The organism is Saprospiraceae bacterium (assembly GCA_016714025.1).
In the GTDB taxonomy this organism is placed as follows: domain Bacteria; phylum Bacteroidota; class Bacteroidia; order Chitinophagales; family Saprospiraceae; genus Vicinibacter.
Window position 1 is genome coordinate 456998 of sequence record JADJOB010000001.1, and the last position, 16291, is coordinate 473288.

The window sequence follows — 16291 nt, forward strand, 5'->3', positions numbered from 1 at the left end:
ATTGATGATTGTGAATAAATTTTTTTCAAAAAAGCCCACAAATATATAAAACCGTATTATATAATTGGTCGATTTTTAGCAGATAATCTCCTCCAGTTCTTTTAATAATTCGTCTTTCCGAACTGGAATCACTCCCGACCGCTCACAGACCTGCCCTCCGCCGATATTACAGCACACTGCCATAAACTCATCAGATAACGAATAAGCAGCGCAAATCGCTGCCAGGCTGATTACAGTATCTCCCGCTCCACTGACATCCGCCACTTTCCGGGGCCTCGTTTTGTAAATCTGTCCTTTATTTTTTCCCTCAATCCAAATACCATCTGCGGCCAATGTAATCATCACTTTATCACACAACAACTTGTTTTTCAAGAATTTAGACAAATGGGGAAGGTCGTCGTGGTGCTTGGAGACCCATTCCGTGGCTTGTACAGCTTCCCGTAAATTAGGCTTAAATAAATGTACACCCTTGTAATCAAAAAAATGATTTTTTTTAGGATCGACAACCACTTTGACCCCTTGTAAGCGCGCCATTTCAATGATTCGAGCGATCCAGTCCTTATTTAAAAATCCTTTATTGTAGTCCTGTAATATCAATACTTTAACGTCCTGGTTTTTTAAAATTGAATACAAGGACTGTAAACAATGTTCCTGGATGTCTTTACCTATTTCTGCCTCGGTCTCCTGATCTACCCGTACAATCTGGTGCTGGTCTGCTACAATTCGGGTTTTAACCGTGGTCGGCCTTTTGGGATCTTTTACTATGTACAATTGGTCACAGCAAATTTCTTTCAATAAACGTTCTAGAATTAAGCCATCTGCATCTTCGCCACAAAGGCCCATCAAACTGGTTTTACAACCCATAGATTTTAAATTGGCTACAACATTAGAGGCACCTCCCAATTTATTCTCCGTTTCCTTCCACAAGACCACTGGTACCGGCGCCTCTGGTGAAATGCGGGTGGCTTGACCCCTCATGTAGCGATCGATCATAATATCCCCCAAAACTAAAATATGGAGGTCTTTATGGTCTTTTTGCATTTGACCGATTTCAATTTCAAACTTTTTCAAACCAGTTTATTTTCTTTCAAATAGTCATAAATGCGTGTGCTGGCACCCAGATTTTCCACAAAATAAGCATCAAAATGGGTCTTGTCTTCATTTTTTTGCTGGGCCTGACTATGTAAAAATTTAACAAAATCCCTGGATGAATTTATTACAAAACCCATTCCGCTTTTGATACTTTGGCCAGCCTCCGGAAACTTGTGAAATCTTGGTCCAAAACAAACTGGTATTTTATAAATTAATGCTTCCAGAATATTGTGAATTCCAACTCCAAATCCACCTCCGATATAGGCAAATTGTGCAAAGCGATACAAAGCAGCTAAATACCCAATTTGATCCATTATGAGAACCGGAACTGCTGTTTTGGAATTCAGTTGACTGTATCGTATCGTTTGATTTGAAAAATTGGTTTCAATGGATTGAATACTTTCTTCATCCGTTTTATGGGGAACTAAAATAATTTTCCATCCGGATTGAATGGATTCATAAACCCCCTCACGTAATATGCTTAAATCATGAGGCCAGATACTGCCAGCTATCCAAATTTTTTCTGATTCACTAAAAAAATGCAACCCAGGTATGGGTTTATTTTCCCGGGCAATTTGATCTACACGGTCCCATCTGGTATCTCCTGCAATTTGGATATTTGAAAATGATTGGTCCTTTAATAAATTATAGGTTTCTTGATTTTGTAAAAACAATTGATGGGCCGGCTTCAGTTTATTTAAAAGTGAAGTATTTAATGCATTTAATAAAAAATGATCCGGACGCAAAATCATGGACACAAAGCAAAATGGAATTTTTCTTTGATGAAGTACATCGAGACAATTAAACCAAAAATCATACTTGACAAACAAAACCAATGTTGGATTTAAGCAAGCTATAAAATCACGAATTTCCCAATAACAATCTGATGGGAAATAACACACATAATCTACCTTATCGTACTTTTTTTGTTTGTTATAACCCGATGGTGAAAAAAAACTCAATACAATCTGGTGTTCCGGATGTTTCAAACGAATGGACTCTAAAAGAACCCGACCCTGCTCAAACTCACCCAAAGATGCTACGTGCATCCAAATGCGTTTTGAATTTGGCAAGGGATTGATTTCTGTAAATTGAAGTAAATCGCGCTTCCAATTTTTTCGTCCTTCAACCCATTCCTTAGCATCTGTTCTAAACCAGGCTGCTATGCGCAGCACAAAAAAATAAACCGGAATCAGATGTCGATAAAGAAGGTACACGGAAGATGCAAATTAAGAAATAAGAATTAAAAATTACGGATTACGAATTACGGATTACGAATTTAGGATTAAGGATTATGGGAGCGTAACGTACATCCCGCGTACTCGGGGGATGAATTAAATGTATAAATTGTTGCTCCTGCATATAAATTAATATTCAATTTCTTCACCGGTATTTCCTAAATAAAATGGTAAATAAATACCCATTTTGAAATTGATTAAAAAATCATTTCGGTTGATGCCATATTCTGATTGATTGGTATCGTAATTTAATTTCCTTTGATTTTTTGTAAATCCAAAAACGGGGTCTATTCCACTGTAAAACGATAGCCAGTTTTTTCTTGAAATGTATTCATATCCTATAAATGGTATTATTGCAAATCCATTACTCAATCGATCCAAACCTTGCAGGTAATCGGTTGTGAATTGATTCAGTGCCCGCGCATCATCCACAAACCGAATGTGGTGTTGAATAAAACCTGCGCCTAATTGCAGTTTTAAACTTTGGCGGGCCTTTTCCTGACTCCCGATGGAGACCAGTCCACCACAATACAGTTGCATAAAATACCCGCGCTCCCGAAGTTTTAGTTCACTTAAATACTGGTCTGAACCAATCAACAATCCTTCATAAGAAGTTTGAAATGGTTTAAGTACATTTTCATCTACCTGGCTGCCAAAAAAATAACTAAACCTGGCGCCAAAATTTATCCAATTCCTGGCAGGTTGATAGGTCGCTCCGGCTCCGAGAACCAGATGATTCCCAAATCGTTCCGATAAATCTTGTAAAGGAAGCCCGATTCCATAATTAAAATCCAATAATAAAGCCGGCTTTTCCTGGGCAAACAGCTCACTGAATTGAAGCCACCATGCAAAGCAAAAAAATAGTATGATCCGATTCATATCGCTCAAAATTACCAGAAAAACGTTTAAAATGAGTTTAATGTGATTTAGAGTAAAGAGTGAAAATAATATGGAGAATAGCTTGGCCTATGACCATGGACCAAAAGACCAAGTTCGATAAGCCATTTGTCAGTATCAACTGGTTGAATTCTCATTGAAACGCAGAGGCGCTAAAGTGTAATAGGAAGACCCTGGACCAAGGATCATTAAAAAATAGCTCTTACCTATATTTTTAATGTGCAATCAACAATGTGCAAGGCGCAAAGGATTCGTGTACATTTGATTAATCATCTCTCTCACAATTAATTGCGTTTATGCAAAAGCATTTAGAATAAAAATGCATTTATCCCGATCAGTCGTCCAGACCTGCAGACGTCCAGACCTTCATCCACCCCATTAGAACCTAGGTATTCAACTTTCTACCCATTGAAAAATCAAGTAATTTTTAGACAATTTCTCGATTCAAATACCAGCTTTCATTATTTATAATTTATTAATATTTAGGTTGATAAGTATATATAAAAAATAACATATATATTTTATTTATTGTATTCTTCATTGATTATCAACTATTTCATTCTGAATTTTTATATTTGTGGCAGCTATGGCTACAAAACGAATATTAATCACCGGAGCGGCAGGATTCATCGGTTCGCATCTTTCTGACCGTTTTATTAAAGAAGGCTATCAGGTTATCGGTATGGACAATTTGATAACCGGCAATCTGGCCAATATCGAACATTTGTTTCGCTTAAAGGAATTTGAATTTTATCATCACGATGTAAGCCGTTTTGTCCATGTGCCGGGTAAACTGGATTATATCCTGCATTTTGCATCGCCGGCCTCTCCAATCGATTATTTAAAAATGCCCATTCAGACCTTAAAAGTCGGTTCATTAGGGACTCATAATTTACTGGGTTTGGCAAAAGATAAAAAATCTCGTTTGCTGATAGCCTCTACTTCTGAAGTCTATGGTGACCCCTTGGTACACCCACAACGGGAAGATTATTGGGGGAATGTAAATCCTATCGGACCGCGCGGCGTTTATGATGAAGCCAAACGATTTCAGGAAGCGATTACCATGGCTTACCATCGTTACCACAATCTGGAAACGCGCATTGTTCGAATTTTCAATACCTACGGTCCTCGCATGCGGGTTGAAGATGGCAGAGTATTGCCCGCATTTTTTAGTCAGGCAATAAAAGGAAATGACTTGAGTGTTTTTGGCGATGGATCTCAAACGCGTTCGTTTTGTTTTGTTGATGATTTGGTTGAAGGAATTTATCGACTTCTATTAAGTGATTACAGTTATCCGGTAAATCTGGGAAATCCGGAAGAAATTACGGTCAAAGAATTTGCAGAAGAAATTTTAAAATTAGTTGAAGGCACAAAATCTAAGATCGCTTACCACCCCTTACCGGAAGATGATCCTAAACAAAGAAGACCGGATATCAGCATCGCACAAAAGGTATTGCAATGGGAACCCAAAGTAGGCCGGAAAGAAGGTTTAGCCATGACCTACGAATATTTTAAACAAGTTGTCGTTTAATTTCATGAGCTATTCTAAAAAACGATCTTAATAACCGGAGGTGCAGGATTTATTGGTTCGCATTTGGTGCGACGTTTTGTTAACACATATCCTGAATATACCATTTACAATTTAGACGTATTGAGTTATGCCGGAAATCTTGAAAATTTAAAAGACATCCAGCATGCTTCCAATTACCATTTTGTAAAAGCAGATATTGTTGATTTTGATAATTTAAAAACTTTATTTGAATCCATACAACCGGATGCGGTAATTCATCTTGCGGCTGAATCCCATGTCGATCGTTCCATTTCGGATCCGACAGCATTTATTAAAACCAATGTGTTGGGTACACTCAATTTATTGTTGTGCGCTAAAACCATTTGGACAGATCCAACGAAAGCAAATCGCTTTTATCATGTAAGCACGGATGAAGTATATGGCTCCCTGGGTGCGGAAGGATATTTTACTGAAAAGACCGCTTATGATCCTCGTTCACCGTATTCTGCATCTAAAGCCGGATCAGATCATTTAGTAAGATCATTTTTTCACACCTATAAATTTCCCGCATTAATTTCAAATTGTTCTAATAATTATGGACCCAATCAATTTCCTGAAAAACTAATTCCATTAATTATTAACAACATCCTCAATCAAAACCCATTGCCTGTTTATGGTAAAGGAGAAAATGTCCGGGATTGGCTGTGGGTTGAAGATCATGTAGCTGCCATTGATTTAATCTTTCATCAGGGCATCCCCGGACAGACATACAACATTGGCGGTGCATCCGAAATGAAAAACATTGACCTGGTCTTATTACTCTGTGAATTGATGGATGAAAAATTGGGCAGACCGGCTGGAAGTTCAGCAAGTCGTATTCAATTTGTAAGCGATCGCCCGGGACATGATTTGCGCTATGCGATTGATTTTAGTTATCTGACACACCAACTCGGTTGGCAGCCGAGCTGTTCCTTGCGGGATGGATTACAAAAAACCATTGACTGGTATTTAAACAATCCGGAATGGTTACAAAAAGTGAGTTCGGGTGATTATTTAAAATACTATGAGCAACATTATTTGCAACGCGTTTAATAAACTCAACCAATGAACCAGTTCGTGCGTTTTGATCTTTTTCTGAAAGCAGCCATCAATGCATTCCGGTTTATGACATATAGAACAATCCTATTGGGTTTTGTTTTTATTTTGGGTAATTTAACTTTTACAGCTCAGGCGCAGCAACGAAAGTTAATGGAAAATCAAGCCCTTGCTGAATTACAAAAAACCGGGATTAGCGAGCAAGAACTTCGGGACTATTTGCTGGAAAAAGGAATAGATATTGATCAGGCTAATTCCTTATCTGCTGAACAAGCCATCCAACTGCAAGCTGAAATTGAAACTGCTGTAAAAGAGTTGGAAGCAAAGAAAAAAAATGAAAACCGAACTAAAACTGCGCCCACTGCCATTGATGATCATAAAATTCAAAATCGGATTCAGGCAAAAAACAAACAGCAAGAACCTTCAGTCATCCCAAATAAAGTTGGCGGTATTCAGTTGGATAGTTTGAAAGATCAGGAAGGAAAACTTCCAATCATAAACGATACTGTTGCAATTTGGGGTCAACATATCTTCAGAAATAAAAGTCTGGCACTCTACCGTCAGGCAAATGATATTAAACCGCCTTCATCCTATGTATTGGGAGTTGGCGATCAAATTACGGTAAGCATTTATGGCTACAGTCAATTAAATGAAACGTATGAACTCAATGCAGAGGGTTATATTTTACCCACACGCATGCCCCGTATTTTTTTAAAAGGTGTGACGCTGGGTCGTGCAAAAACCATGTTGAATAATTATTTCAAGCGTTTTTATCGATTTACCAATAATCAATTTGATGTCAGTTTAAATTATTCCAGAACCATCAATGTCAATATTTTTGGTGAAGTATATCAATACGGCGGATTTACTATTCCCGCCATCAATACCGCTTTTAATGCATTGATTGCTGCCGGTGGTCCGAATAATTTAGGTTCCGTGCGTCGAATTAAACTGATTCGTAATGGAAAAAGCAGTACGATAGATGTTTATAAATTCATGCAAAATCCGGGAGCTGATAAAGATTACTATCTTGAAAACAATGACATCATTCAGGTACCGGTTGCTGATAAAGTCGTTCGAATTGAAGGCGCTATCAACCGTCCGTTTCAATATGAATTATTGGCAACAGAAGATTTAAATCATTTGATAAACTACGCCGGAGGATTTCAGGATAATGCCATTCTTAAAACCATTCAATTAGAACGAATACAGAATGATCGCAAAATAATTATTGACATCCCGTATCAGGAAATTTTAGCAAAAGGTGGTGATTTTATATTGAAAAAAGGAGATCGCTTGACCGTATTCTCCATTAAAACTCAGGTAGAAGATGTGGTTTTTGTTTCCGGTGAAGTCCGTGCTGAAGCTTCGTATCAATTAAAACCAGGTTTAAAATTATCCGATTTACTCAAACGCGTAGAATTTACTCCACAATCCAATGTACAATTTGCATTTTTAAAAAGACGCAATCCGAATTTAACCTACTCTTTGTTACGCATTGATCTTGAAGCCATTTTACGAGGAGATGCCAACGCTGATAAAGTATTGCAAGCACAAGATGTATTAACCATTTACAAACAATCATTTTATGCAGATCGCACGCATGTAAACGTAGACGGTGCGGTTCGATTGCCCGGCAAATTTGATTTGAATCCAAATGATGATATCCGCGTTCGGGATTTGGTATTATTGTCCGGAGGACTCAAACAGGAGGCGTTTCCTTATGCGTTTTTATTTCGAATGAAATCCAATAATACCAAAGATTATGAAATCATTCGGATTGGCATTAAAGATGTGATGGAAAATCAGCAATCCGACCAGAATATTTTTGTAAAAGCATTTGATAGTTTGGTAGTCTTATCGCAATCCAGTTTTACCGATCAGGCGTATGTTGAAATTTCAGGTGCTATCAAAGAACCCGGTCGATATACTTATGGTTCAGGAATGTCAGCCAATGATTTGATCAATTTGGCAAAAGGTTTTACTTATTACGCCGCATCAAATAAAATTGATATTTTTCGAGTCGTCATCAAAAACAACGAACCAACTAAAACCATTGTAAAATCGATTGTATCTTCCAGAGATATGGATGAACGGAATGCCTTGCCAGATTTTCAATTGGATCCTTATGATATCGTGGTGATACGCAGTCAACCCGAATTCCAATTTCAACAAATGGTTTATCTCGAAGGAGAAGTGCGATATCCCGGACCCTATGCATTATTAAATCCCAATGAAAAAATTTCAGATATCATACAGCGAGCCGGTGGATTAACATTGGAAGCATTTCCGGAAGGGGCTACCTTGTATCGGGTTAAAGACAGCATTGGATATGTTGTTTTGGATTTAAAAGAGGCAATGAAAAAACCGGATTCCCGATTTGATTTTATATTAAAAGAAAATGATCAGATCAATGTACCAAAACAAAAAGATCTGGTTCGAATTGCAGGAGCAACCAATGCAAAAGATTTGTATCCTGATAAATTATTAGCCAATAACAACACGATTTCTGTTGCATATTTTGAAGGTAAAAATGCAAAATACTATGTTGATCATTATGCTGCAGGTATCTCAGGAAATGGAGATCCTAAAAAGATTACGGTAGAACATGCCAATGGAAAAATTGAACGAACCCGTCGGGTTTTATTTTTCAGAACCTATCCAAAAGTTTACAAAGGATCTGTGATCAATGTGGGTTATAAAGATGCAAAGCTTCAAAAAGAAAAGAAAGAACACAAAGATGTTGATTGGGCAAAAGTAGTTGCCGATTCTATTGCGCAGGCAACTGCCATATTATCTTTAATATTATTAATTGACCGTTTGAATTAATTTAAAATTGCTTGTACTCCGGGCAATTGTTTGCCTTCCAGCATTTCAAGCATCGCACCGCCACCGGTTGAAACAAAACTAACTTGATCCTGAAGTTGGTATTTATTGATGGCTGCCACTGAATCTCCACCTCCAATCAATGAATAAGCACCTTGTTGTGTTGCTTGTGCAACTGCTTCCGCAATGGTTTGGGTTCCTTTTGAAAAATGTTCCATTTCAAATACACCCATTGGACCATTCCAGATGATGGTTTTTGAATTAAGTATAAGTTGCGTATATGTTTTAATGGTATTCGGACCAATATCCAAACCCATATAGCCATCCGGAATATTTTGATCCGCACTGATTTGAATGTTGGTATCATTAGCAAAACTTTGACCTGATACAGAATCTTCAGGCAACACCAATTGAACATTTTTTGCCTGTGCTTTTTCAATCAATGATTTTGCTAAATCCATTTTATCCAATTCGCACAAAGAATTGCCAATGCGATAGCCTAATGCATGTAAAAAAGTATAAGCCATGCCACCCCCAATTAGAATCTGATCACAAAAATCCATCAAACTGGAAATGAGTTCGATTTTATCTGAAACTTTCGCACCACCAATGATGGCCGTCATAGGACGTTGTGGATTTTGAAGCACCCGCAATCCGTTTTCAACTTCCTTTTGCATTAAAAAACCAAAGGCTTTATGTTCTTTATCAAAAAAACGGGCGATCGTTGCGGTACTGCAATGTTCCCGATGTGCCGCACCAAATGCGTCATTAATATAAAATGCACCCAGGGCTGCTAATTTGGAAGCCCAATCAACATCTCCTTTTTCTTCTTGCTTATAAAACCGCGTGTTTTCACAGAGTAAAATTTCCCCAGATTGCAGATCTTGGATTTTTGCAAGGGTATCTGCGTCTCCGCAATCCTTTGCAAAGACCACTTTACAGTTTAGGAATCCACCCGGAGTATTACATTCCGGTCTTTTACTTGAAATGATTGCAACATGGGTTTAACTTAAGTTTGCAAATTTAGCACACATCTCAGCGAATCGGGCTGAATAACCGGCTTCATTATCATACCAGGCGACAACTTTGACAAATTCATTGCCTACCTCTGTGAGTTGCGAATCAAAAATGGCACTGTGTGTATTGCCTATGATGTCTGAGGAAACCAAAGGAGCAGTGGCATACTCCAGAATATTTTTCAATTCATTATTGGAAGCCGCATTAAAAGTTGAATTAACCAGATCGCGCGATACCGGTTTTTGAACTTTACAAACCAGCTCAATGATCGAACCTGTGATAATCGGTACCCGATAGGAGGAAGCCATCAGTTTCCCTTTAATGGCAGGATAAACGGCTTCAACTGCTTTTGCAGCTCCTGTGGAGGTTGGGATAATATTTTGAGCTGCAGCGCGAGCTCTTCTGAGGTCTTTGTGGGGTGCATCCTGCAGTCGTTGATCCTGAGTATAGGAATGGATGGTATTCATGGTGGCAAACTGGATCCCAAACGCATCATCCAACACTTTTATAACGGTAGCCAGGCAATTGGTGGTACAAGAAGCATTAGAAATAATCGTTTGATTATCAGTAATTTGATCATCGTTTACTCCTAATACATGGGTTGGAATGCTTTCATCTTTAGGCGGAGCAGAAAGTAAGACCTTTTAGCACCCGAGGTAAGGTGTGCAGCGGCTGTATCCCGGCTCAAATAGATGCCGGTACATTCCAAAACCAGATCAATTTGAAGCGAAGACCAGGGCAGTTGCAAGGGATCTTTGATCATGAACGCTTTAATTTCCTGGCCATTGATAATTAGTGCGTGGTCATTATAGTCAACGGTACCTTGAAATTTCCGGTGCGCGGTATCGTAGGTAAACAAATGAGCCAAAGTAGGGATGTCAGTTAAATCATTAATGGCCACGACCTGAACCTCCGGATTAAGTAATAAACGCCTGAGTGTCAGCCGTCCAATTCGTCCAAAACCATTAATAGCGATGCGTTTCATGAAAATAAGATTGCGTACAAATAAAATAGAAAACGAACAAAAAGGTTCATCTAAACTAGAAAGCTTTTATATATTTGCAGTCCTTTTTAACGGCCCGTTCGTCTAGGGGTTAGGACACCAGATTTTCATTCTGGTAAGAGGGGTTCGATTCCCCTACGGGCTACATAGAAATCCGCTTTTGGCGGATTTTTTTTTGGAAGGATATTAAATTAATTTAATAAATTGCATTTAAAACTTATTAAGAAAAAGTGAACTTTTTTGGCCTTTTCAAATTATAATTTTTATTCAATATTATAAAATTTGAATAGTTATTTTAATACTTATGAATTAATCAATGCTAATTAAAGTTATCAATTATTTATTAAAAAAGGCATACCAATCTAATCGGTATTATATTAACTCAAAATTTAATAGAACATTACCTTTCAATGAATTATTAATTGATCGTTGGGAAAAAGCAAAATTTATGGGCTTCGGTGAGGGCACTAGTATTTATGATAATTCATTAGTTTTTGGAAATGTTAAAGTTGGTAAAAATACTTGGATTGGACCTTTTACAATACTTGATGGAACTGGAAATTTAAGCATTGGAGATAATTGTTCGATTTCAGCTTCAGTTCAAATTTACACTCATGATACTGTTAAATGGGCAACATCTGGTGGATCTGAATTATATGAATATCTTCCAGTAAATATTGGAAATAATTGTTATATTGGACCAAATGTCGTTATATCAAAAGGTGTAACATTAGGTGATTGTTGCATAGTAGGTGCAAACAGCTTTGTTAATCAATCTTTCAATGCCAATTCCAAAATAGCAGGAAATCCAGCTAAATTAGTTTAAAATTTTAATTGAATATAAAAATACTATACGCTCCATATAATATCGCGTCGATGCCAGCTATCACGCTAGATGAAATAAATAATAACAAATTATTTAGTGGTAAAGGAATAGCCATTTCATATCATAAATTTCAGGACTTTGGTCCAAACAAAACAAAAGTTTGGAAAATCTTTGATGTTTATACATCCTACCGAAATCCAGTACGTTTATTAAAAAATATATTACTTTCCGAATACTATTTATGTAAAAGCATACTTTGGGCTGATATAATTATATGGCAGTGGGATGCAAGAATATTTTTACCTCATTATTGGTTTTTAAAAATCACAGGTAAAATCATATATATAGAATGGGTAGGAAGTGATATTCGTAAACCAAAATTACTTTCAAAAATAAATAAGTTCTATAAACAAGAGTTTGAATTAGGAACATATTCCTATTTAAATGAAAGTAATTTTAGAAGTTGGTTTAGACAAATAAAATTTAAATTTTTAAATGCAATACCTTTACTTTGTCCTGAAATGTCCTTATACTTAGATAAGAAATTATTTCCGCAATATATTAAAACTATGCAAAGAATAAATTCTGACAAATACATTGTAAACACCATTGAAGGTGCTAGAATTAGTGTAGTCCATGCCCCCAGTTCTATTGGAGCAAAGGGTACTTTACAAATAAGACAAATTGTAAATAAATTAATTAAACAAATTGATTTTGACTATATCGAAGTAACAAATAAAACAAGAAAAGAAACTTTAGAAATTATTTCAAACTGTAGTATATTTCTTGATCAATTTATTTTGGGTTCATATGGTATGGCTGCTTGTGAAGCTATGGCTTTTGGAAAACCCGTTTTCTGCTATTTACTAAGAGAAGTCGAAGAACTTCTTCCTGAAAGTTGCCCAATTGTTAATTGCAGTTTAGAATCTTTAGAAATAAATCTATTAACGTATTTGCAAAACTCCACTTTAAGAAAACAAAAAGGAATAGAATCAAGAAAATACATTGAAAAATTTCATGATTCAAATCAGGTAGTTGGTTCATTATTAAATGAATTTTTAAAAAATAAAAATTAATTAGTATTATTTTATAAAATAAATTGTTAGAATTGGAATCAAAAAAGTATATACCTATCTCATTACCAAGTATGGGTCAAGAAGAATGGGAAGCATGCAAATTGCCTATAATGTCAGGTTGGGTTACCCAAGGCCCTCAGGTAGAAGCATTTGAAAATTTATTTGCTGAAATTCATAATGTAAAACATGCTATTGCAGTCTCTAATTGCACTACCGCATTGCATCTTTCGCTATTAGCAATCGGAATTGGACCTGGGGATGAAGTTATTGTACCCGCATTTACGTGGATTTCAACCGCAAATGCAGTTATTTATTGTGGAGCTAAACCAGTATTTGTTGACATAGATTTGAAAACTTTCAATATCGATCCGGATAAAATTAAAAAAGAAATAAATAAAAATACAAAAGCCATAATACCTGTCCATTTATTTGGTTTATGTGCAAATATTGATAAAATCAGAAGTATATCTTCAAATATAATAATTATAGAAGATGCAGCTTGTGCAGCTGGTGCTCTTTATTTGAATAAACCAGCAGGAAGTTTAGGAGAAATTGGATGTTTTTCATTCCATCCTCGAAAATCTATCACAACAGGCGAAGGTGGAATGATTACTACCAACAACGATGAATATGCTGACCTAATTCGAAAACTAAGAAACCATGGTGCTTCAATTTCTGAGGAGCAAAGACACAAAGGTCCCAAACCCTACATATTACCAAATTTTGATCTTGTTGGGTACAATTATAGAATGACAGATATTCAAGGTGCAATTGGATTTGTACAATTAAAAAAATTAATCCACTTTATTGAAAGTAGAAATATGTGGGCTCAATACTATTCAAATTCATTAAATAAAATAGATTGGATAATCACTCCAGAACAAATTACCAATTACAGACATGGATGGCAATCTTATGTCTTGCTTCTCAATCCAAGCACATCACCAATAACTAGAAATGACTTCATGGAGTTATTACAATCTAAAGGAATTGCAACTAGACCTGGAACTCATGCTGTTCATATGTTAAATTTTTATAAATCAAAATTTTCTATTCAAGAAAATGACTTTCCTAACTCTAAAATTGCTGATCAACAATCAGTAGCTATTCCATTACATAATTTAATGACTAAATCTGATTTTGATTACATAATTAATACGATAAAAAATATTACAAATTAGTTTTAATATATGGTGTAAATTATTTCGAAACCCAATTTTTACTTATTGCAATATTTGATGCTTAATGGATAACAGATGTTAAATCCATAAAAACCAAGCAACGTGCCATCAGAAAACATTAACTTAGCAATTAAACCATTTGGTCCAGGAAATAGGGAGTATTACAATGGGGTACTTACAGGCGACATAAAAATAATTTAAATCCTATGAAATATTTAAAATTAAATCACCATATTTAAAATCCAATTGATACCTAGTTCGGGAAATGGCGTACTTACAACACTTATACCTATAGATTAATGGAATATATTAAATTCATAAGAATATGGGCTGTAACATTATTAGTGTTGATGTCAGGTAATTTATATTTTGTAAGCAAGAACTTCTCAATTAGTAATAGCTATGAATTTGCTCCAAGCTCAACTAATGAAAAATTATTCAAATTGTATTTACCGTGTAGTTTGCTTTGTGAAAAGGTTGAATGGATGAATTGGAATATTGTTAGTGGTTTTGATTATAGAGGAAATTCAAAAAAGGGAGGAGTTTTATTGAGTAACGATCCAAAAACGGGTTATCAACATAAATATTTGAATTCTATAAGACTTTTTAGCAATGTTATTAAGCCTAAACTTATAAATAATATCCCGACGCCTTGGATGCCTGGGATTCCGGGTGTAACAAAATTAGTTCATAGACTAATTCTTGACAGCTTAATTAGTAAGAATGAATTATTACTTTTATTAGGTGAATTTCCAAATTCTAATAAATATTCAGGACTTCAAATTGGAAAACTTAGGATCTACGATAAATTTATGAACCAATTATCCTTAATTAAAATTTGCGAATTCTTACAGGATCCCTTAGAAGGAGGAATTTTCTCTCCAATACTTATACAGAATAATGGAACCGATTTATTATTTACTGTAAATAGCCAGTCAGGCAATGATGGTGGAATTTTAATTCTTGGAAATATACCTGATTCTGCTTACATAATTGAAGTTGAACATAATAACGAAATAAGCTCAAAGGATGATGGTATTTATATAAATGTTGGATTTCCTGATTGTTGCAATCGTATCATTAAATCAATTGATACTGTGGTCTGTGAAAATATAATAATAAATGGAAATTTAATTAATAAGTCTTCTATTTTTTCAGACACAATTAGAAATGGAAGTTGTGACAGTATAATAAATTATAATATTACTATTTTTAATAAATCAATTTTAAATCTTGGTAATGATACAATAATTTGTGATGGTGAATTATTAACATTGAAGGCTATCTCGGAACTTACAAAGTGGAGTGATGGTATGATCGGAAAAGAAATTTTAGTATCTCGACCGGGTTTATATTGGGCAGAAATTGAATCCCCATGTGGTGTGTTAAGAGATTCAATTATTATCAATTATATAAGAAAACCAAAATTAGATCTAGGCCATGATATGATTTATTGCTTAGGTGTAATTGATACGATTTGGTCGAAAGATTCAAATACAATTTGGAATGATGGTAGTAAGGGACCTTATTTAGTAATAGATCATGAAGGCGTTTATTTCGGAAGCTTATCAAATGATTGTTTCATTGCAAGTGACACAATCAATGTTGTTGCTTTTGAGAAGGTAAATTTAAACTTAGGTCCTGATATCATTTTATGTGAAGGTGAGCAAGATACAGTTTTTAGTCCGTACATCTTAAAATGGAATGATGGAACAGAAAATAATTTTGTAATTGTAAATAGGACTGGAAATTATTGGGGAATAAAATATACTCCATGTGGGTTAGAAACTGATACTTTTTCCTGTAATGTATTGGTTAAAAAAATTAAACCTTATTTAGCCAATGATACAAGCATTTGTTTAAATACTACTTTAAATCTAAATGTTCCGCTGGCACCAATACTCTGGAATAAGATATTTATTAATACAATTGAGGTAACTATTCCAGGTATTTATAGTTATGTTTATGAAGATAAATGTCAGACAATATCTGATACAATTCTAATAAAGTGGGACTCTTTTCCAATAATTTTAGACCAAAAGTTAATTTTATCGTGTGAAGTAAATTCAATAATATTAAATTCTGGAATTGAAAATGTTGAATGGTCAACTGGTTATATTGGGAGATCTATTCGGGTAAAAGAGCCTGGAAAATATTCTTATATCGTTAATAACTCCTGTGGGTTATTTTCAAGTGAAGTAGAAGTAAGCTTTGTCGATGGAATTTCAATTGATTTGCCCAATGTTTTTTCACCGAATGGGGACAATATAAATGATTATTTTCCTCCTAAACCATTTCCTAGAGCATTTTATGTAGAAATTTTTGATAGGTGGGGCGAACTCATATTTAAGGGTGAAAATAATTACTGGGATGGTGAGTTTCTTAATAAGAAAGTTATACCAGGAGTTTATGTCTATGTTTTTAGTATTGAGAATTGTAAATACCTATTTAAATATGGTACAATAACAATTGTTAAATAATACTAATTATTGCAATAAAACCTAAAGTGAAATATAATGAATTTGGTTTC

11 protein-coding genes, 1 tRNA gene and 1 pseudogene are annotated in these 16291 nt (G+C 35.2%); 8 read left to right on the forward strand and 5 right to left on the reverse strand.

Going from position 1 to position 16291, the window contains the following annotated elements; genetic code table 11:
* Positions 1-75 precede the first annotated feature (75 nt).
* The 3 genes from IPJ80_01755 to IPJ80_01765 form a co-directional block, all read right to left on the reverse strand.
* Positions 76-1071: a hypothetical protein gene (locus tag IPJ80_01755; GenBank protein MBK7912207.1), complete on the reverse strand. Its 996-nt coding sequence runs from the start codon at positions 1069-1071 to the stop codon at positions 76-78.
* Positions 1068-2309: a hypothetical protein gene (locus tag IPJ80_01760; protein ID MBK7912208.1), complete on the reverse strand. Its 1242-nt coding sequence runs from the start codon at positions 2307-2309 to the stop codon at positions 1068-1070. Before IPJ80_01760 ends, IPJ80_01755 begins: the two co-directional genes overlap by 4 nt.
* A gap of 150 nt (positions 2310-2459) precedes the next feature.
* Entirely contained in the window at positions 2460-3209 is a 750-nt protein-coding gene (locus IPJ80_01765) for a hypothetical protein (protein ID MBK7912209.1), read from the reverse strand.
* A gap of 604 nt (positions 3210-3813) precedes the next feature.
* On the opposite strand from IPJ80_01765, the gene IPJ80_01770 reads away from it, so the two are divergent.
* The 3 genes from IPJ80_01770 to IPJ80_01780 are packed head-to-tail and all read left to right on the forward strand — an operon-like array spanning position 3814 to position 8661.
* The gene (locus IPJ80_01770) at positions 3814-4758 is read left to right on the forward strand and encodes an SDR family oxidoreductase (GenBank protein ID MBK7912210.1); all 945 of its coding nucleotides are present in this window, start codon (positions 3814-3816) and stop codon (positions 4756-4758) included.
* Between the two features lie 24 nt (positions 4759-4782).
* The gene (gene rfbB / locus IPJ80_01775) at positions 4783-5829 is read left to right on the forward strand and encodes a dTDP-glucose 4,6-dehydratase (protein ID MBK7912211.1); all 1047 of its coding nucleotides are present in this window, start codon (positions 4783-4785) and stop codon (positions 5827-5829) included.
* Positions 5830-5841: 12 nt separating this feature from the next.
* Positions 5842-8661: an SLBB domain-containing protein gene (locus tag IPJ80_01780; protein ID MBK7912212.1), complete on the forward strand. Its 2820-nt coding sequence runs from the start codon at positions 5842-5844 to the stop codon at positions 8659-8661.
* Here IPJ80_01780 and IPJ80_01785 read toward each other — a convergent pair.
* Both IPJ80_01785 and gap read right to left on the reverse strand, forming a co-directional pair.
* Positions 8658-9650: a phosphoglycerate kinase gene (locus tag IPJ80_01785; GenBank protein MBK7912213.1), complete on the reverse strand. Its 993-nt coding sequence runs from the start codon at positions 9648-9650 to the stop codon at positions 8658-8660. The genes IPJ80_01780 and IPJ80_01785 overlap by 4 nt on opposite strands.
* A gap of 12 nt (positions 9651-9662) precedes the next feature.
* Positions 9663-10660 (reverse strand): annotated as a pseudogene (gene gap, locus IPJ80_01790) (type I glyceraldehyde-3-phosphate dehydrogenase).
* Positions 10661-10751: 91 nt separating this feature from the next.
* On the opposite strand from gap, the gene IPJ80_01795 reads away from it, so the two are divergent.
* The 5 genes from IPJ80_01795 (at position 10752) to IPJ80_01815 (ending at position 16241) form a co-directional block, all read left to right on the forward strand.
* A tRNA-Glu gene (locus tag IPJ80_01795) sits at positions 10752-10823 on the forward strand.
* A gap of 171 nt (positions 10824-10994) precedes the next feature.
* Positions 10995-11504, forward strand: a complete 510-nt coding sequence (locus tag IPJ80_01800) for an acyltransferase (protein ID MBK7912214.1) — start codon at positions 10995-10997, stop codon at positions 11502-11504.
* 50 nt (positions 11505-11554) lie between these two features.
* A complete protein-coding gene (locus tag IPJ80_01805) occupies positions 11555-12580 on the forward strand; it encodes a hypothetical protein (GenBank protein ID MBK7912215.1) in 1026 nt (341 codons plus the stop codon).
* A gap of 71 nt (positions 12581-12651) precedes the next feature.
* On the forward strand, positions 12652-13761 hold the full coding sequence (locus IPJ80_01810; protein ID MBK7912216.1) for a DegT/DnrJ/EryC1/StrS family aminotransferase: 1110 nt from the start codon (positions 12652-12654) through the stop codon (positions 13759-13761).
* A 299-nt stretch (positions 13762-14060) separates the two neighbouring features.
* On the forward strand, positions 14061-16241 hold the full coding sequence (locus tag IPJ80_01815; GenBank protein MBK7912217.1) for a gliding motility-associated C-terminal domain-containing protein: 2181 nt from the start codon (positions 14061-14063) through the stop codon (positions 16239-16241).
* Positions 16242-16291 lie beyond the last annotated feature (50 nt).

Bases quoted from the DNA above. Each gene is read 5' to 3' on its own strand.
- IPJ80_01770 (MBK7912210.1), top strand. From the start codon at position 3,814: ATGGCTACAAAACGAATATTAATCACCGGAGCGGCAGGATTCATCGGT.
- IPJ80_01810 (MBK7912216.1), top strand. From the start codon at position 12,652: ATGGGTCAAGAAGAATGGGAAGCATGCAAATTGCCTATAATGTCAGGT.
- IPJ80_01805 (MBK7912215.1), top strand. From the start codon at position 11,555: ATGCCAGCTATCACGCTAGATGAAATAAATAATAACAAATTATTTAGT.
- IPJ80_01780 (MBK7912212.1), top strand. From the start codon at position 5,842: ATGAACCAGTTCGTGCGTTTTGATCTTTTTCTGAAAGCAGCCATCAAT.
- IPJ80_01765 (MBK7912209.1), bottom strand. From the start codon at position 3,209: ATGAATCGGATCATACTATTTTTTTGCTTTGCATGGTGGCTTCAATTC.
- IPJ80_01800 (MBK7912214.1), top strand. From the start codon at position 10,995: ATGCTAATTAAAGTTATCAATTATTTATTAAAAAAGGCATACCAATCT.
- IPJ80_01815 (MBK7912217.1), top strand. From the start codon at position 14,061: ATGGAATATATTAAATTCATAAGAATATGGGCTGTAACATTATTAGTG.